The sequence below is a fragment of the Pantoea sp. JK genome (assembly GCF_026130245.1).
GTDB lineage: Bacteria > Pseudomonadota > Gammaproteobacteria > Enterobacterales > Enterobacteriaceae > Pantoea > Pantoea trifolii.
The window spans coordinates 624,409-641,240 of record NZ_JAINFN010000001.1 but is presented as its reverse complement, the minus strand read 5'-3'; the positions used below and the strand labels follow the sequence as shown (position 1 = coordinate 641,240).

The following is a 16,832-nucleotide window of genomic DNA, read 5'->3' as shown; positions in this document are numbered from 1 at the left end:
GTTTACCAGCGCAGTCGCTCACTGAGGCGGCTTACAAAGACAGGGGAAGAAAAGGAAATGATGAATAAGAAAATCGGTTTTGCTTTGTTAGTATCTGCGGTCCTGTTAACCGGCTGCGCGCCACGTACCGCGCCGATCCAGAATGTTAGCCAGACCGTGGGGCAGAGCTACTCGGATGACCAAATGAAGCAGGCGATCGTCCAGTCAGGTGCCGCTAACCATTGGGTGATGACGCCAGCCGGTCCAGGCGCGATGAATGGTCACCTGGCTGAGCGCGGACATACCGCAGATATTCGCGTGAATTACACCGCGAATAGCTATCAAATCCAGTATGTCAGCAGCCAGAATCTGAAAGCCGGTAGCGGTCAGATTCACCGTAATTACAACCGCTGGATTCAGAACCTGAGCCAGGGCATTCAAACGCGTCTGGCGGTCGAAGCCGCTAAATAAGCGCGAAGCGTGATTGCTGACATAATGTTGTAAAGTTAGCCGACACGCTGCCGAAATAGAAACAGGCGGGCCATGTGCCCGCCTTGTTAATCGGCGACATCCGCATGGGATGACGGGTATTGAGAGCAAGGAAGGGATGCCACGCAGCGTAAATCTGACCATCCCTGAGGCTGAAGAAAGAATACAGGTATGAAACTCGCTTACTCCCTTGTTGACTGGCATGCCATTGCGCCGGGCAACAGCACCGCAGAAGAGTGGCAACGTTGGGCGCAACAGGCACCGGCGTTAGATGCCACGCAACCTATCGCGAAACCTCAATTTTTGCCGATGATGACCGCGCGTCGTCTCAGCGCCGGCAGCCGTGCGGCGGTTGAGTGCGGGCTGGCGTTATTGGCGCGGCAAAGCGTGGACGCCATCGTCTTCACCAGTCGCCACGGCGAACTGGAACGCAACCTGCGCATTCTCACCGCGCTGGCGGAACAGCAAGCGCTATCGCCGACCGATTTTGCCATGTCGGTCCACAACTCTGCGGTGGGCAGTTTGACTATCGCTGCGCGTCAGCCGCTGGTTTCATCCTCGATTTCGGCCGGTATCGATAGCTTCCAGCAAGGTTTGATTGAAGTGGCGGCGCTGCATCAGGCGGGTTACGCGCAGGTGCTGCTGGTGGATTTTGACGGCGTGGTGCCGGATTACTATCGTCCATGGCTGCCGGAAATCGATCGCTTTAATGCGCCCTACGCGGTGGCGCTGCTGCTGCGCGCGGGCGAGGCGTGGCGCTGCGAAGCGCAAGCGTGCAAACCCGCTGAGCCGCATAACGATCTGCCGCAAAGTCTGCAATTCCTGGCGGCGATGCTGCACAACACGCCAGCTTTTAACGTGGCTGGCGAGCGCCATCAGTGGCACTGGGAGCGTCAGCATGGTGGATAATTCGCTGGCGCAGGCGCGTCCAGGTTTCAACTATTACTGGCGGCTGGTGATGACCGCCGTCAGCTTCACGCTGTTCAGCGTCGGCGGCCTGCTGCTGTCGCTGATCTGGTTCAATCTTCTGCTGCTGGTGCAGCGCGATGGGCTGCGTCGTCGCCACATCGCCCGCAGCAGCATTGCGTGGAGCTTCCGCTGCTTCCTGCGTTTCTGCCGTTTTGTCGGCGTTTACGATTACCAGATTATTGGCGCAGAACAGCTGCGACAGGATCGCGGCTGCCTGATCGTCGCCAACCATCCGTCATTGATCGATTACGTGATGATCGCCTCGGTGCTGCCAGAGATGGATTGCCTGGTAAAAGCCGAGCTGCAGCACAACATTTTCTTCCGTGGCGTGATTCGCGCCGCCGATTACCTGATTAACAGCGAAGCCGATACGCTGCTGCCGGATAGCCAACAGCGGCTGGCGCGCGGCGATACCATCCTGATTTTCCCTGAAGGTACGCGCACGCGTTATGGCGAGCCGCTGAAATTACAACGCGGTGCCGCCAACATTGCGGTGCGCGCTGGCTGCGATCTGCGCGTGGTACACATCAGCTGCACCGAGCGTATGCTCGATAAGCAAAGCCGCTGGTATCAGATTCCGCTGGTTAAACCGATTTTTACTGTACGCGTACAATCGCGTATTGCCAGCCACGCCTTTAGTGAAGCCGAAGAGGATGCGCAGCCGCTGGCCGCACGTCGTCTGACGCGTCATCTGCAACAGGCGCTGGTGCCTGACGAGACTAACTAAGTTATGCAAGTACTGATTAACGACATCAAACAGATGATTATCGACACGCTGAATCTGGAAGATATCAGCCCTGACGACATCGAAACCGACGCGCCGCTGTTTGGCGAGGGGCTGGGCCTCGATTCAATCGATGCGCTGGAGCTGGGACTGGCGGTGAAAAATCGCTTCGGCGTACAGCTCTCAGCCGAGAGTGAAACGCTGCGCGCGCACTTTTTTTCCGTGGCTACCCTGGCCGCGTTTGTTGAACAACAGCAAGCCTGAGAACAGCCAACATGATGAACAAAGACGAAATTTACCAGGAAGTGGCTTCGCTGCTCACCTCGCTGTTTGAAATTGAGCCAGACGATATTCGTCCGGACGCCCGCCTGTATGAAGACCTCGAGCTGGATAGCATCGATGCGGTGGATATGGTGGTGCACCTGCAAAAGCGTACCGGCCGCAAAATCAAACCGGAAACCTTCCGCGCGGTGCGTACCGTGCAGGACGTGGTGGATGCCGTCGACCAACTGATGCGCGACGAAGCCTGATCGTATGCTGCTGCGGCTGCTAAACGGCGTGGCGCTAATGGCGTGGCCGTTTCTGGTGTGGTTGACCATCACCCAGCCACAGTGGCGCGGTGTGACTGCTCTGCTGACGCTGCTGTTTGTGCTGCGTGTCTGGACGCTGCGCCGTGCCGCCGGGCCGATGGCGCGCGTGATGCTGCTGCTGGCACTGGTCGGCAGCGCGTTATGTCTCGCCAGCCTGCTGCTGCGATCGCAACATCTGCTGTTGTGGTATCCGCTGGTGGTCAATGCGCTGATGCTGCTGCTGTTTGGCGCGTCATTGTGGAGCCCCATGCCGCTGGTAGAGCGGCTGGCGCGGCTGCGCGAACCGGATCTGCCACCGCGCGCGGTGCGTTATACCCGCCGCGTGACGCAAGTGTGGTGCGGCTTTTTCATCTTCAACGGCAGCGTGGCGTTGCTCACCTGCCTGCTCAATGATGTCACGCTTTGGACACTCTGGAACGGGTGCATCAGCTATTTGCTGATGGGCACGCTGATGGGCGGCGAATGGCTGCTGCGTCAGCGCATAAGGAAACAGGCATGAACCTACATAGCCTTCGCGACTGGCTCAGCGCGCCGGATCGCATGGTGGCCTGGCACGGCCAACAGCAATATACGCTGCACACTTTGCGTCAACAGGTGCAGGCGCTGGTTGATCGGCTGCAAAACCAACCCGGCCAATATTGGGCGCTGTGCTTTGATAACAGCTATGCCTTCACCGCCGCGCTGCTGGCGCTGTGGCATGCCGGTAAAACGCCGGTGATCCCCGGACACAGTCGCGCGGCGCAGTTGGAAGAGATGGCCGACAGCCTCGATGGCGTGATCAGCGATATGCCGCTGGCGGTCTCGCTGCCGCAGTTGCGCTGGGACGACGCGCTGGTGAGCGACGCATTACCGCCGATCGCCGCCGATGCTTCGCTGGTGCTGTTCACGTCCGGTTCAACTGGCACGCCGCGTCGCGTGGTGAAATCGCTGCGCGCGCTGGATCTTGAAGCTTGCTGGCTCAACACCTTGTGGGGCGCACGCTTACGTGATTGCCATGTGATTGCCTCCGTCAGCCATCAGCATCTGTATGGCCTGAGTTTTCGCATCGTGTTGCCGATGGCGCTGGGTTTACCCTTCGCCGCGCAGCAAATTTTCTACAGCGAACAGCTGGCCGATCAATCAAGCGATCTTCGTTACGCGTTTATTAGCAGCCCGGCGTTTTTGCGTCGTCTCGATCCTGCGTTAGCCGGGCCGCGCTGTGAGCTGATCGTCTCCGCCGGTGGCACATTGCCGTGGACGGCGGCGCAGCATGCGCAACAGGCGCTAAGCTGCACGGTTGATGAAATTTATGGCAGTACCGAAACCGGCGTGATTGGCTGGCGCTGCGCCCGCGAGGAGAACGCGCTGTGGCACTGTTTCCCGCAGATTACGTTGCGTGAGCAGGAAGCTGGACGCTGGCGGGTGTTTTCCGCTTTGCTGGAAACCGATGCCGGTTGCGCGCTCGACGATCGTATCGTGCAGCAGCCGTCCGGGCAGTTTCAGCTGGCGGGGAGGCAGGATCGCGTGGTGAAGATTGAGGATAAGCGCGTCTCGCTAAGTGAGATTGAACGCCGCCTGCTGGCGCTGCCCGGTGTGGACGATGCCGCCGCGCTGGCGATTCAGCGTCACGGTCGTCACGCGATTGGCGTGGTGCTGGCGCTGCCTGAGATGCTGGATGCGGCGGCGCTGCATCAGCTAAAAATGGAGTGGAAACGCGCGCTGCAACCCTGGCTGGAGCCGGTGGCGATGCCGCGCTACTGGCGCGTGGTGACAACCATTCCTGTCACCGCACAGAGTAAACGCGCCTGGCCACAAATTGAGGAGTTGTTTGATGTTGCCGGTTGAACTGCATGCCGAACAGCAGGGCGATGCACTGACATTGCGCCTGCACGTTGCCGCCGATCTGTTTTGGTTTCGCGGCCATTTCCCAACGCTGCCGATTCTGCCCGGTGTGGCGCAACTTGACTGGGCGCTGCATTATGGCCTGACGCGGTTAGCTGTCGGGAAATCCTTTGCAGCCATCGACAATATTAAGTTCCAGCAGCCGGTGCCGCCGGATGCCGAACTGCAATTACAGCTGCAGTGGCAGGCAGAAAAATCGCTACTCAGTTTCAGCTACAGCCTGATCAACGGCGACGTAGCGACGATCGCCAGCAGCGGGAAGATCCGCCTGTGTTGAGCCCTGACTTCACGCCCTGCGTACTGATTCCCTGCTATAACCACGGCGCAATGCTGGCGTCGGTGCTGGCGCGGCTGGCACCATTTAACTTGCCGGTGATTCTGGTGGATGACGGCAGCGATACCATCACCAAACAGCAGATTGCAGCGCTGGATGCGCCACAGTTGCAGGTGCTGACGCTGCCGCATAATCAGGGCAAAGGCGCGGCGGTGATTGCCGGTTTGCGCGCGGCGGCGGCGGCGGGTTATAGCCACGCGCTGCAGCTCGATGCCGATGGTCAACATCAGGTGGAAGATACGCCGCGTATGCTAGCCGAAGCGCAGCGTTATCCGCACTGCCTGATCTCCGGTCAGCCACTTTATGACGCCTCGATTCCCAAATCGCGCCTGTATGGCCGCTACATCACCCATTTCTGGGTGTGGGTGGAAACGCTGTCGTTTTCGCTGAAAGACAGCATGTGCGGCTTCCGCGTCTATCCGCTCGCACCGTCGCTGGCGTTGTGCGATCGGCGTCCGATTGGGCAGCGCATGGATTTCGACACTGAAATCATGGTGCGTCTCTATTGGCAGGGCACGCCAAGCCGTTTTATCACCACGCGCGTGACCTATCCGGCCAGCGGCGTGTCGCACTTTGACGCGCTGCGTGACAACCTGCGCATCTCATGGATGCACACGCGGCTGTTCTTCGGCATGTTGCCGCGCATCCCGCTGTTGCTGCGCCAGCGTGGCGATGCGCAGCACTGGTCGGCGACGCCGGAAAGGCGCGGGCAGAGCGGTTTGCGCTTTATGCTGTGGCTCTATCGTCGTGCTGGGCGCTTACCCTTTATCTTACTGCTGTGGCCGGTGGTGGCGGTTTACTGGCTAACTGGACGCACTGCGCGCGCCGCTTCGCAGCAGTGGCTGACGCGCGTGCAGGCGGTGGCGCAACAGCAGAATATCGCGCTGCCTGCGCCGCTCAACAGCTATCGTCACTTCCTGCGTTTCGGTTACAGCATGCTGGATAAAGTCGCCAGTTGGCGCGGCGATCTGCAATGGGGACGCGACATCGATTTCGCGCCCGGTGCCGAAGTCACCATTCGCGCCGCCGAAGGCAAAGGCCATTTGATTCTCGCTTCACATCTCGGTGATATCGAAGCCTGTCGCGCGATGGCCAAACAGGTCAGCGGATTGGTGATTAACGCGCTGGTGTTTACCGATAATGCGCAGCGCTTCCGCGAGGTGCTGGAGAGCATTGCGCCACAGGCGGGCGTGAATCTGATGCCGGTCACCGATATCGGCCCGGATACCGCCATTTTGCTGCAGCAAAAACTGGATGCCGGTGAATGGGTGGCGATTGTTGGCGATCGCACCGCCGTGCATCGCCAGCGTGGCGGCGAACGTCGCGTGGTGTGGAGCGAGTTTATGGGCCAGCGCGCGCCGTTTCCGCAGGGACCGTTTGTGCTGGCGGCGGCGTTACGCTGTCCGGTGCTGCTGATGTTTGCCCTGCGTGAACAGGGCCGTTTGCGGGTGCATTGCGAAGCCTTTGCCGATCCGCTCTCGCTGCCGCGCGCGCAGCGCCAGCAGGCGTTACAAGCCACCGTTGATCGCTATGCGGAACGGCTACAACAGCACGCGCTGATGGCGCCGCTGGACTGGTTTAACTTTTACGATTTCTGGACGTTGCCCGAGGAGAAAAGCCGCGATGAGTGAACGCATCTACCGCGCTGAGGTGGACATTACCGTGTCGTTTCACGACTGCGATCCGATGGGCGTGGTGTGGCACGGCAACTATTTCCGCTTTTTTGAAGTGGCGCGCGAAGCCTTGCTGCGCAGCGTCAATTACAGCTACAGCGAAATGGCCGCCAGCGGCTACGTCTGGCCGGTGGTGGATACCCACGTAAAATACCGCCAGCCGCTGCGCTGCGAAGAGGTGGTGCGCGTCGCCGCCAGTATCAGCGAATACGAAAACCGTTTGCGCATCGATTACGTGATCCGCAACGCGGCGGGGCAGGTGACCACCAAAGCACACACGCTGCAGGTGGCGGTAAATGCGGCCACGCAGGAGATGTGTTTTGTCTCGCCCGATATTCTGTTTGAACGCCTGGGAGTGAAACCGTGATCAGAACCCTTTGTTTGCTGTTGTTGATGGTCTTTACCAACGCCAGCGCGGTCACGCTCGAGCAGCTGCAACAGCGCTTCGCCAGTCAACCGGTGATCCGCGCCAATTTTGTTCAGGTGCGCACCATTGCTGGCATGGCGCAGCCGCTAGTGTCACGCGGTCAGCTATTGATCGCCCAGCAGCAGGGTTTGTGGTGGCAGCAAGCCACGCCGTTCCCGCTGATGCTGATCCTCGATGACAAGCGCATGGTGCAGAGCATGAGCGGCCAGCCACCGCAGGTGATCACCGCCGACAGCAATCCGCAGATGTTCCAGTTCAACCATCTGTTGCGCGCGTTGTTCCAGGCGGATGAAAAGGTACTGCGTGAGAACTTTGAACTCGATTTCCACGATCAGGGCAACAACCGCTGGCAGCTTGGCCTGAAGCCGAAAGCCGCGCCGTTGAATAAGATCTTTAACCGTATCGATCTGCAGGGCGAAGCGTTCCTCAACCGCATCACGCTGGATGACAAGCAGGGCGATAAAACCGAGATCACCCTCAGCGCTACCCGCACCGAACCAAAACAGTTAACCAATGAAGAGCGAGCCCGTTTTGCCCCAGCGCAGTGAGAAAACCGTTGCGCTGCTGTGGCTGGCGGTGTGCCTGACGTTAGCGCTGGCGCTGGCGGTGTTGCTGCCGCGCAGCCAGCTGAACAGCAGCGTGCTGGCGTTATTGCCGCAGCAGAACCTCGGCCAGGCACCGGCTGAGATCCAGCACGGCTTTATGCAGCGCCTCGATCGTCAACTGGTGTGGCTGGTGAGCGCCAACCATCAAGACGGCGATGCGGTCGCGGCCTGGTGGCAAGCGCAGCTGCAAGCTTTGCCGATGCTGAAACAGGTCAGCGGCGCGCTGGATGACGACCAAATGCAGCGTTGGGGCGCCTATGCGTTTCAGCATCGCAACGGTTTGATCGATCCGGCCACGCGCGCGCGCTTGCAGAACGGCGGCGGCGCGCAGGCTGACTGGATACTGGCGCAGCTGTTCTCGGCCTTCGCGGGCGTCGGCAGCAAAGAGATCGGCAACGATCCGTTGCTGCTGGTGCGCGGCGCGCAATTAGCGTTGCAGCAGAGTGCCAACAAAATGCTGCTGCATAACGGTTGGCTGACGGTCAACGATGCGCAGCAGCGCCGCTGGTATTTCCTGCACGGTGAACTGGCGAGCAATGCTTTCAGTATCAAAGAGAGCCATCAGCTGGTGACCGCACTCAATCAGCTGGAGCAACAGCTGAAAACCCGCTGGCCGGATGCGCAGCTGCTGACGCGCGGCACGGTGCTGTTCAGTGACGATGCCAGCCAGCGCGCGCAGCATGATGTCGAAACCCTCGGCAGTGCGACGTTAGCGGGATTGCTGCTGCTGGTGTGGCTGGTCTTTCGCTCATTACGGCCGTTGGCGCTGTGCGCATTGTCGGTAGCGATTGGCGCGATGGCGGGCACGGTGCTAACGCTGCTCTGTTTTGGTGAGCTGCATCTCACCACGTTAGTGATGAGCCTCAGCATTGTCGGTATCTCCGCCGATTATACGCTTTACTACCTGACGGAACGCATGGTGCACGGCGAGCAAGCCACGCCATGGCAAAGCTTGCATAAGGTGCGCGGCACGCTGCTGCTGGCGCTGGGTACCACGGCGATTGCCTGGCTACTGATGCTGCTGGCACCGTTCCCCGGCTTGCGTCAGCTGGCGGTGTTTGCTGCCAGCGGATTGAGCGCGTCCTGCCTGACGGTGATCTGTTTTTATCCGTGGCTGGTGCGCGGTTTACCGGTGCGACCGATTCCGGCGATGGTGTGGCTGGCGCGCTGGCTGGCCGCGTGGCGGCGCAATAACGGGCTGAAGCGCGGCTTACCGGCGCTGGTGGCGATCTATGCGCTGAGCGGCATGCTACAACTCAAAGTCGATGATGATATTGCCCATCTGCAAAGCGCACCGGCGCAACTGTTAGCGCAGGATCGTCAGCTGGCGCAGCTGACCGGTCAGCAGGCCGATCAAACCTGGTTTGTGGTGTGGGGCGATGATGAACAGCAAGCGCTGCAGCGGCTGAGCGCGCTGGCGCCGCAGCTACAGCAGGCGCAGCAGCAAGGTTGGCTTGCGAGTTATCGCGTGCTGCCGCTCAGTTCGCTGGCGCAGCAGCAGCAGGATGTAGCGCTGCTACAGCAGGCCGCACCCACCATTCTGGACCGACTGAAGCAGGCGGGCATCACGGTGGCGAATGCCAATCTCAACGCCATGCCGGTGACCGCCGCCGACTGGCTGGCGAGCCCGCTGAGTGAAGGTTGGCGGCTGCTGTGGCTGTCGCTGCCGGGCGGACGCAGCAGCGTGCTGGTGCCGATCGGCGGCGTTAAAAACAGTGCTGCGCTGCAGCAGCTGGCATCCCAGCAAGCGGGCGTCAGCTGGGTTGATCGCAAGGCCAGCTATGATGAACTGTTCCGCTTCTGGCGCACGCTGCTGAGCGGATTGCTGGCGCTGGCGTTATTGCTGATTACCGCCAGCTACATGCTGCGACTGGGCGTGAAAGCCGGCCTGCGCAGCGCGCTGCCGTCGTGGCTGTCGCTGGCGGCGGCGCTGGCGACCTTGGGCTGGATCGGCGCGAGCCTCAATCTGTTTGCCTTGCTGGCGCTGATTCTGGTGCTGGGCATCGGCATCAACTACACGCTGTTCTTCAGCAATCCGCGCGGTACGCCGTTAACCTCAATGCTGGCGGTGACGCTGGCAATGATGACCACGCTGTTAACGCTCGGCATGCTGGTGTTCAGCAGCACTGCGGCTATTAGCGGTTTTGGTACCGTGCTATGCAGCGGGATTTTTTGTGCATTCTTGCTGGCGCCGCTGGCGCTGGCTCCGGGGAAAAGGAAGCAACGATGAAAATGGGCATTTTGCTGCTGTTGAGCCTGCTGGTCAGCGGCTGCGCGCAGCATCAGAACGACCTCAATCGACCAAGCGCGTGGCTGAAACCGGGCGTGCGCGTCACGCTGCCAGCGCCGGGCATTTCGCCGGCGTTTCAGCAGCAGCAGTTGCTGACCGGCCACGCCAAAGGCAAAACCCAGTCGCTGCTGGTGCTGCTGAGCGCCGATTCGCAACAGCTGAGTCTCGCCGGTTTGTCATCGCTTGGCATTCGCCTGTTCCGCGTCACCTATGATAAAAACGGCATTCACACGCAGCAGATGATGGCGCTGCCGGAAATGCCGCCCGCCAGTCAGGTGCTGGCGGATGTGATGCTCAGCCACTGGCCGATCAGCGCATGGCAGCCGCAGTTGCCGCGTGGCTGGACGTTGACCGACATCGACGATCGCCGCGAGCTGCGCGATCCTTCTGGCAAAGTGGTGACGCTGATTCGCTATCTGCAGCGCGGCGAGTTGCGTGAGCCGATCAGCATCGACCAACGCGCCTTTGGCTATCAGATTCAAATCCAACATCTGGATGCCTCATCATGATCTACATCTCCGCCTTTGGCATGGTGAATGCGCTGGGCAATAACCTGGCGCAGATTGCCGCGCAGCTGCAAGCCGGTGAAGCGCCGGGCATGCAGCCGCGCGACGGCTGGCTGCAATACGGCAAACGCTGCTGGCTGGGCGAAGTGCAGGGCGCGTTGCCGCTGATTCCTGCCGCGCTGGCGGCGCATAACACCCGCAACAATCAGTTGCTGCTGGCCGCGCTGGCGCAGATGCGTCCGGCAGTGGATGCGGCCATCGCGCAATATGGCCGCGAGCGCGTGGCGATGGTGCTCGGCACCAGCACCTCCGGCGTCGATGAAGGCGATCGTCAGGTAGATGACGCATTGCCGGACTACGATTACCGCATGCAGGAGCTTGGCGATCCGTCGCGTTTCCTGGCGCACTATTTAGAACTGGATGGTCCGGCTTACACCATTTCGACTGCCTGTTCCTCCAGCGCGCGCGCGATCATCAGCGGCCAACGTTTGATCGATGCCGGATTAGCGGACGTGGCGCTGGTGGGCGGCGCGGATTCGCTGAGCCGCATGCCGATTAACGGTTTCGCCAGCCTGGATTCGCTATCTGAGCGTCACTGTGCGCCCTTTAGTGCCGATCGCGACGGCATTTCGATTGGTGAGGCCGCCGCGCTGCTACTGTTGACGCGCGAGCAGCAGCCGCTGGCGCTGCTCGGTTGTGGTGAATCCTCGGACGCGTGGCACATGTCGGCGCCGCATCCGAAAGGCATCGGTGCCGAGCGCGCTATGCTGATGGCGCTGCAACAGGCGGGTTTACAGCCGCAGGATGTCGGCTACATCAACCTGCACGGCACCGCTACGCCGCTGAACGATCAGGTGGAATCGGCGGTGATTCATCGCCTGTTTGGCGACCGCGTGCCGTGCAGCTCAACCAAACACCTTACCGGCCACACGCTGGGCGCGGCGGGCGCGACCGAAGCGGCTTTGGCTGCACTGATTCTGCAGCAGCATCTGCCGCTGCCGCCGCAGGATTTCTCGCAGTTGGCACGTGATACCTCGCTGCCGGAATGCGGTTTGATCACCGCGCCGCAGCCATTGGCGCGTCCGGTGATTGCTTCAAATTCGTTTGCTTTTGGCGGGAACAATACCTGCTTGATTGTAGGAAAGCCTCATGAGTGATTTTCTGCCGGTTGATGCCTATCTGCCGCATCGCGCGCCGATGCTGCTGCTGGATCGCGTCATCCAGGTGACGGACGACAGCGTGATCTGCGAAGTCAGCATCAACGCGACGGGCGTGCTGGCGCCGTTTCTCACGCCGCAGGGCGATTTGCCAGCGTGGTACGGCGTGGAGATCATGGCGCAGACCGTTGGTGTCTGGTCGGGATTTCATGCGCGTCAGCGCGGCGACAGTGAGATTCGTCCCGGCATGCTGCTTGGCGGACGCGGCTATCGTGCCAGCAGCGCCGCTTTCGTCGCCAACAGCACGCTACGCGTTGAAATGCGCCTGCTGATGCGTGACGACCGCTTGGGCAGCTTTGAAGGGGAAATCCGCTGCGGTGAGGCGATCATCGCCAGCGGGCGGCTGAATACCTATCAGCCCAATGAACACGAGTTAATTCAATTGCAACAAGGAATTCAGCCATGACACGCAGCGTTTTAGTGACCGGCGCAAGTAAAGGAATTGGCCGCGCCATTGCACAGCGTCTGGCGCAGGATGGCTTTGAGATTGTGGTGCATTATCACCGCGACAGCGCCGGTGCAGCGCACACGCTGGCAGAGATGGTGGCGGCGGGCGGATGTGGGCGCACCTTGCAGTTTGACGTGGCGCAGCGCGATGCCACACGCAACGCACTCGAACAGGACATTGCCGCGCACGGCGCCTATTACGGCGTAGTGAGCAATGCGGGCATCACGCGCGATGCGGCGTTTCCGGCGCTCACCGATGATGAGTGGGACAGCGTGATCCACACCAATCTCGACAGCTTCTACAACGTGATTCATCCGTGCGTGATGCCGATGATTGGCCTGCGCAAGGGCGGACGCATTATTACGCTCTCTTCGGTATCGGGGATCATGGGCAATCGCGGCCAGGTCAACTACAGTGCGGCCAAAGCCGGTATTATCGGTGCCACCAAAGCGCTGGCGATTGAGCTGGCGAAACGCAAAATTACCGTGAACTGCATCGCCCCTGGCTTAATTGATACCGGCATGACCGATCTTGAGCCGCTGGTGATTGATGAAGCAATGAAGCTGATTCCGATGAAGCGCATGGGCGCGGCAGATGAAGTCGCCGGACTGGCCAGCTACTTAATGTCGGACATCGCGGGCTACGTCACACGTCAGGTGATTTCAATCAATGGAGGTATGCTGTGATTCAGCGTGTAGTGGTAACCGGCATGGGCGGCGTGACCGCTTTTGGTGAGAGCTGGAGCGCGGTGGCTGAGCGGATCAAACAGGGCAAAAATGCGGTGCGTCATATGCCGGAATGGCAGGTTTACGACGGCTTGCACACGCTGCTCGGCGCGCCGGTGGACGACTTCACGCCGCCCGCGCATTACACGCGCAAACGCATTCGCTCGATGGGGCGCGTTTCACTGATGGCGACGCGCGCCACGGAACTCGCGCTGGAGCAGGCCGGTTTGATCGACCATCCGGTGCTGACCAATGGTGAAACCGGCATTGCTTATGGTTCCTCAACCGGCAGCACCGGACCGGTGAGTGAGTTCGCTACCATGCTGACGGAAAAGCACACCAACAACATCACCGGCACCACTTATGTGCAGATGATGCCGCACACCACCGCCGTGAATGCGGGTCTGTTCTTCGGCCTGCGCGGCCGCGTGATCCCGACGTCCAGCGCCTGTACCTCGGGTAGCCAGGCGATCGGTTATGCGTGGGAAGCGATTCGCCACGGTTATCAAAGCGTGATGGTGGCGGGGGGCGCGGAAGAGTTGTGTCCATCCGAAGCAGCGGTGTTCGATACGCTGTTCGCCACCAGCCAGCGCAACGACGCGCCACACACCTCGCCCGCACCGTTCGACCAGCAGCGCGACGGTTTAGTGATTGGCGAAGGCGCGGGCACTTTGATTCTCGAATCGCTGGAACATGCGCAGGCGCGCGGTGCCACCATTTATGCGGAGCTGGTAGGTTTTCACACCAACTGCGACGCCGCGCATATCACCCAGCCGCAGCGTGAAACCATGCAGATTTGTATCGAGCGTGCGCTGAGAACCGCCGGTGTCACGGCGGAACAGATCGGCTACATCAACGCCCACGGCACCGCCACCGATCGCGGCGATATCGCCGAAAGCCAAGCCACCGCGGCGATCTATGGCAACCGCACGCCAATCTCTTCGCTAAAAAGCTACTTTGGTCATACGCTGGGCGCGTGCGGGGCGCTGGAAGCCTGGATGAGCATTGAGATGATGCGTGAAGGCTGGTTTGCGCCGACGCTGAATCTGTCGCAACCGGCAGCGGAATGCGGTGAACTTGATTACATCATCGGCGAAGCGCGCCAGATTGAGACGGATTATATCCAATCCAATAATTTCGCGTTTGGCGGTATTAATACTTCGCTGGTGTTTAAACGCTGGCGCGATGGCTGATAGTAGGTCGCCATAAATGGCGCTTGTTAGGTAAGTCCGCGACGATCGCATGCCAGATGCGCTTTTGGTCCGGCGGTCCTCGCGCCGCTTACGCGGTACCTTCACTTCGCTCGTTTGCCTGACGGACCGGCGGAGACGGGACTTCCTTGTCCCGGCTCCGCCTTTCGCCCGCGTCCTGCGGGCTCTCCTGGCTTCCTCGCTTCGTTCAGCGCTGCGGATTGCCTAACCAAAAGCGCACCTGGCCTGCTCGTAAGCTTCGGTACATGTTGTTGAAAAGGGCACAGTTGCCCGTGACGCAGCAGACGTGTCAGAACCCGCTACCTATTCAAAGCAAAACCCTTTCTTCAGTGATAAGCATTGGTCGCCATGAATGGCGACCCTACAAGACCGCTCAGGCGACTTGTTGCACCACATCTCCATAATGTGAACGCAGAAAGTAGGATTTTTCTTGCTTTCGGGCAACGACTGCGCATAATCGCAAACCGCAATAATAATGATTATCACTTCGTTTGCATTAGGGGATCCCATGCGCGCTATGCCTTTCAATCCCGGACTGAAACCGACGCTGTTGGCCGTAATGGTCAGCGCCGGTTGTTTGCCAGTGATGGCTGCTACCACCAACACCACAACTCAAACCAACGCGAAAAACGAGCAGCAGACGCTGACCGTGACCGCGACACCGCAAACCGATTTCAAACCCGGCGGCGACGATCTGGTACCGGCGTTCCTTGATGGTCAGGTTGCACACGGCGGCCGTCTTGGCATGCTGGGTGAGCAAAACGCCATGGACGTGCCGTTCAACGTCATCGGTTTTACCTCGAAAATGATTCAGGACCAGCAGGCGCAAACCATCGGTGATGTGGTGCGCAACGATGCTGGCGTGCAGAATCTGAAAGGCTACGGCAACTTTGCCGAGAGCTATCGCATTCGTGGCTTCAAGCTGGACGGCGATGCCATGACCTACGGCGGCCTGGCCGGTATCGTGCCGCGTCAGGTGATGGATGCCTCGCTGATTGATCGCGTAGAAATTTTCAAAGGTGCTAACGCCTTGCTGAACGGTTCGGCGGAAAGCGGCGTCGGCGGCATGATTAACCTCGAGCCGAAGCACGCTGATGACACGCCGCTGACGCGCATCGGCGTGGATTACACGTCAGGTTCACAAGTGGGCGGTACCGCCGATATTGGCCGTCGTTTTGGCGACAATAACCAGTTTGGCGTGCGTCTGAATGCGGTTCACCGCGAAGGCGGCACGGAGGTGAATGGCGAAAAGAAACGCACCACCGCTGCGTCACTCGGCCTGGATTATCGTGGCGATCGTCTGCGTACGTCGCTCGACGTCGGCTACCAGAAAAAGACCTTCCACGATGCGCGTAACGGCATCAACATCAGCGGCATCGATTTCATTCCTGATGTGCCGTCCAACTCGAAAAACTACAGCCAGAATTGGGTGTTCAGCGATATCGAGTCGGAGTTTGGTCTGGCGAAAGCCGAATACGATCTAACCGATCAGTGGACCGCTTATGCAGGCCTCGGCGCACAGCACACCCATGAAGTGGGCAACTACGGCATTCCAAAGATCCTCGATAGCGCCGGCAACGCCACCATTGGCCGCTTCCGTACCAATCGTGTGCAGGACAACATGAGCGGCATGGTTGGCCTGCGTGGTGATTTCACCACTGGTCCGGTGACGCATAAAGTGAACTTCGGCTATTCGGCGATGACCGCGAATGCGAAAAACAGCTATCGCATGTCGTCGGGTAACGATGCCAATGTGAACATTTATAACCCGCAGGATGTGGCCGAACCGGATAGCATGTTTGCCGGTGGCGCTAAGTTCAGCGATCCACTCACCACGTATCGTTCTCGTTCACAGGGCTACCTGCTGAGCGATACGCTGGGCTTCTTCGATGACACCTTGCTGGCAACCGTTGGCGCGCGTCATCAGAAAGTGGTGGTGCGTAACTACGGTTATGACGGCGCTGAAGATACCGCGACACGTTTCGACAGCAGCCGCTGGTTGCCAGCGTACGGTTTGCTGTATAAAGCCACGCAGAATATCTCGCTGTATGCCAACCATACCGAATCGCTGACGCCGGGCACCGCCGCGCCGTTTACCGCCACCAACTACGGTAGTGTGACTGGCATCGTGCATGCCAAGCAGAACGAAGTGGGTGTCAAAGCGGACTTTGGTCGCGTTGGCGGATCGCTGGCGCTGTTTGAAATCAAACAGCCGGTTGGTGTGCTGAACAATTCGGTTTACCAACTGAATGGCGAGCAGCGTAACCGTGGCGTGGAGCTGAATGTATTCGGTGAGCCGGTGCTGGGCCTGCGTCTCAACAGCAGCGCCACCTGGATCGATCCGGATATGACCAAAACCGGTGACAGCGATCAGAATGGTAAAAACGCCATTGGCGTACCGCGCTTCACTGCGGCGCTGGGTGCGGAGTATGACATCAAGCCGGTGGACGGTTTGACTGCCACAGCATTACTGAACTACACCGGTTCGCAATACGCCGACCTGGCAAACAACATGAAGCTGGATGATTACACCACGCTGGATTTAGGGCTGCGTTACCGCATGAAGGTTAACCAGAACGATATGGTGTGGCGCGTGGGGGTTGATAACGTCACCAATGAGAAATATTGGGCCAACGTCGATGACAGCGGCACCTATTTGTCTCAGGGTGAACCGCGCACGGTGAAGGTTTCACTGAGCTACGATTTCTAATCCTTTCTTCACGGGGCGCCTGCGCCCCGTTATTTTCTCCGCCAGAAATAATCC

At 59.7% G+C, this 16,832-nt stretch carries 18 protein-coding genes; all 18 read left to right on the top strand.

From position 1 onward, the window contains the following. Positions 1 to 60 precede the first annotated feature (60 nt). On the top strand, positions 61 to 450 hold the full coding sequence (locus PanJK_RS03125; protein ID WP_061717031.1) for a hypothetical protein: 390 nt from the start codon (positions 61 to 63) through the stop codon (positions 448 to 450). A 189-nt stretch (positions 451 to 639) separates the two neighbouring features. After that, a complete protein-coding gene (locus tag PanJK_RS03120) occupies positions 640 to 1,377 on the top strand; it encodes a beta-ketoacyl synthase chain length factor (protein ID WP_265297111.1) in 738 nt (245 codons plus the stop codon). Continuing rightward, positions 1,367 to 2,164, top strand: coding sequence for a lysophospholipid acyltransferase family protein (locus tag PanJK_RS03115; protein ID WP_008102296.1), 798 nt, complete (start codon positions 1,367 to 1,369; stop codon positions 2,162 to 2,164). Before PanJK_RS03120 ends, PanJK_RS03115 begins: the two co-directional genes overlap by 11 nt. 3 nt (positions 2,165 to 2,167) lie before the next feature. Beyond that, positions 2,168 to 2,425, top strand: a complete 258-nt coding sequence (locus PanJK_RS03110) for a phosphopantetheine-binding protein (RefSeq protein ID WP_007887282.1) — start codon at positions 2,168 to 2,170, stop codon at positions 2,423 to 2,425. A gap of 11 nt (positions 2,426 to 2,436) precedes the next feature. Then, on the top strand, positions 2,437 to 2,691 hold the full coding sequence (locus PanJK_RS03105; protein ID WP_256696156.1) for an acyl carrier protein: 255 nt from the start codon (positions 2,437 to 2,439) through the stop codon (positions 2,689 to 2,691). Positions 2,692 to 2,695: 4 nt separating this feature from the next. Then, positions 2,696 to 3,250: a hypothetical protein gene (locus PanJK_RS03100; protein ID WP_265297109.1), complete on the top strand. Its 555-nt coding sequence runs from the start codon at positions 2,696 to 2,698 to the stop codon at positions 3,248 to 3,250. Further along, a complete protein-coding gene (locus PanJK_RS03095; protein ID WP_265297108.1) occupies positions 3,247 to 4,575 on the top strand; it encodes an AMP-binding protein in 1,329 nt (442 codons plus the stop codon). The genes PanJK_RS03100 and PanJK_RS03095 overlap by 4 nt, the downstream gene beginning before the upstream one ends. Continuing rightward, positions 4,562 to 4,909, top strand: coding sequence for a beta-hydroxyacyl-ACP dehydratase (locus PanJK_RS03090; protein WP_154152790.1), 348 nt, complete (start codon positions 4,562 to 4,564; stop codon positions 4,907 to 4,909). The genes PanJK_RS03095 and PanJK_RS03090 overlap by 14 nt, the downstream gene beginning before the upstream one ends. After that, complete coding sequence (locus PanJK_RS03085; RefSeq protein ID WP_265297107.1) at positions 4,903 to 6,597, top strand: glycosyltransferase family 2 protein; 1,695 nt, start codon at positions 4,903 to 4,905, stop codon at positions 6,595 to 6,597. The genes PanJK_RS03090 and PanJK_RS03085 overlap by 7 nt, the downstream gene beginning before the upstream one ends. Next, a complete protein-coding gene (locus PanJK_RS03080; protein WP_265297106.1) occupies positions 6,590 to 7,006 on the top strand; it encodes an acyl-CoA thioesterase in 417 nt (138 codons plus the stop codon). Before PanJK_RS03085 ends, PanJK_RS03080 begins: the two co-directional genes overlap by 8 nt. Positions 7,007 to 7,032: 26 nt before the next feature. Continuing rightward, positions 7,033 to 7,614, top strand: a complete 582-nt coding sequence (locus PanJK_RS03075) for an outer membrane lipoprotein carrier protein LolA (RefSeq protein WP_265297430.1) — start codon at positions 7,033 to 7,035, stop codon at positions 7,612 to 7,614. Further along, complete coding sequence (locus tag PanJK_RS03070) at positions 7,580 to 9,901, top strand: MMPL family transporter (protein ID WP_265297105.1); 2,322 nt, start codon at positions 7,580 to 7,582, stop codon at positions 9,899 to 9,901. Before PanJK_RS03075 ends, PanJK_RS03070 begins: the two co-directional genes overlap by 35 nt. Continuing rightward, positions 9,898 to 10,470 carry a DUF3261 domain-containing protein gene (locus tag PanJK_RS03065; RefSeq protein WP_008102277.1) on the top strand — a complete coding sequence of 191 codons (573 nt, stop codon included), beginning with the start codon at positions 9,898 to 9,900 and terminating at the stop codon, positions 10,468 to 10,470. Before PanJK_RS03070 ends, PanJK_RS03065 begins: the two co-directional genes overlap by 4 nt. After that, positions 10,467 to 11,624 (top strand): beta-ketoacyl-[acyl-carrier-protein] synthase family protein, encoded by a 1,158-nt coding sequence (locus PanJK_RS03060; RefSeq protein ID WP_265297104.1) that lies wholly within the window; start codon positions 10,467 to 10,469, stop codon positions 11,622 to 11,624. The genes PanJK_RS03065 and PanJK_RS03060 overlap by 4 nt, the downstream gene beginning before the upstream one ends. After that, complete coding sequence (locus PanJK_RS03055; protein ID WP_265297103.1) at positions 11,617 to 12,090, top strand: hotdog family protein; 474 nt, start codon at positions 11,617 to 11,619, stop codon at positions 12,088 to 12,090. The genes PanJK_RS03060 and PanJK_RS03055 overlap by 8 nt, the downstream gene beginning before the upstream one ends. After that, positions 12,087 to 12,818 carry a 3-ketoacyl-ACP reductase FabG2 gene (locus tag PanJK_RS03050; protein ID WP_265297102.1) on the top strand — a complete coding sequence of 244 codons (732 nt, stop codon included), beginning with the start codon at positions 12,087 to 12,089 and terminating at the stop codon, positions 12,816 to 12,818. The genes PanJK_RS03055 and PanJK_RS03050 overlap by 4 nt, the downstream gene beginning before the upstream one ends. Continuing rightward, entirely contained in the window at positions 12,815 to 14,050 is a 1,236-nt protein-coding gene (locus tag PanJK_RS03045; protein WP_265297101.1) for a beta-ketoacyl-ACP synthase, read from the top strand. Before PanJK_RS03050 ends, PanJK_RS03045 begins: the two co-directional genes overlap by 4 nt. A 526-nt stretch (positions 14,051 to 14,576) precedes the next feature. Next, positions 14,577 to 16,778: a TonB-dependent receptor gene (locus PanJK_RS03040; RefSeq protein WP_256696167.1), complete on the top strand. Its 2,202-nt coding sequence runs from the start codon at positions 14,577 to 14,579 to the stop codon at positions 16,776 to 16,778. Positions 16,779 to 16,832: the final 54 nt, after the last annotated feature.

Coding starts and splice junctions, on each gene's coding strand:
- PanJK_RS03075 (WP_265297430.1), top strand. CDS start 7,033: ATGGTCTTTACCAACGCCAGCGCGGTCACGCTCGAGCAGCTGCAACAG.
- PanJK_RS03105 (WP_256696156.1), top strand. CDS start 2,437: ATGATGAACAAAGACGAAATTTACCAGGAAGTGGCTTCGCTGCTCACC.
- PanJK_RS03125 (WP_061717031.1), top strand. CDS start 61: ATGAATAAGAAAATCGGTTTTGCTTTGTTAGTATCTGCGGTCCTGTTA.
- PanJK_RS03060 (WP_265297104.1), top strand. CDS start 10,467: ATGATCTACATCTCCGCCTTTGGCATGGTGAATGCGCTGGGCAATAAC.
- PanJK_RS03100 (WP_265297109.1), top strand. CDS start 2,696: ATGCTGCTGCGGCTGCTAAACGGCGTGGCGCTAATGGCGTGGCCGTTT.
- PanJK_RS03110 (WP_007887282.1), top strand. CDS start 2,168: ATGCAAGTACTGATTAACGACATCAAACAGATGATTATCGACACGCTG.
- PanJK_RS03055 (WP_265297103.1), top strand. CDS start 11,617: ATGAGTGATTTTCTGCCGGTTGATGCCTATCTGCCGCATCGCGCGCCG.
- PanJK_RS03090 (WP_154152790.1), top strand. CDS start 4,562: ATGTTGCCGGTTGAACTGCATGCCGAACAGCAGGGCGATGCACTGACA.
- PanJK_RS03040 (WP_256696167.1), top strand. CDS start 14,577: ATGCGCGCTATGCCTTTCAATCCCGGACTGAAACCGACGCTGTTGGCC.
- PanJK_RS03050 (WP_265297102.1), top strand. CDS start 12,087: ATGACACGCAGCGTTTTAGTGACCGGCGCAAGTAAAGGAATTGGCCGC.
- PanJK_RS03120 (WP_265297111.1), top strand. CDS start 640: ATGAAACTCGCTTACTCCCTTGTTGACTGGCATGCCATTGCGCCGGGC.
- PanJK_RS03070 (WP_265297105.1), top strand. CDS start 7,580: ATGAAGAGCGAGCCCGTTTTGCCCCAGCGCAGTGAGAAAACCGTTGCG.
- PanJK_RS03080 (WP_265297106.1), top strand. CDS start 6,590: ATGAGTGAACGCATCTACCGCGCTGAGGTGGACATTACCGTGTCGTTT.
- PanJK_RS03065 (WP_008102277.1), top strand. CDS start 9,898: ATGAAAATGGGCATTTTGCTGCTGTTGAGCCTGCTGGTCAGCGGCTGC.
- PanJK_RS03115 (WP_008102296.1), top strand. CDS start 1,367: ATGGTGGATAATTCGCTGGCGCAGGCGCGTCCAGGTTTCAACTATTAC.
- PanJK_RS03095 (WP_265297108.1), top strand. CDS start 3,247: ATGAACCTACATAGCCTTCGCGACTGGCTCAGCGCGCCGGATCGCATG.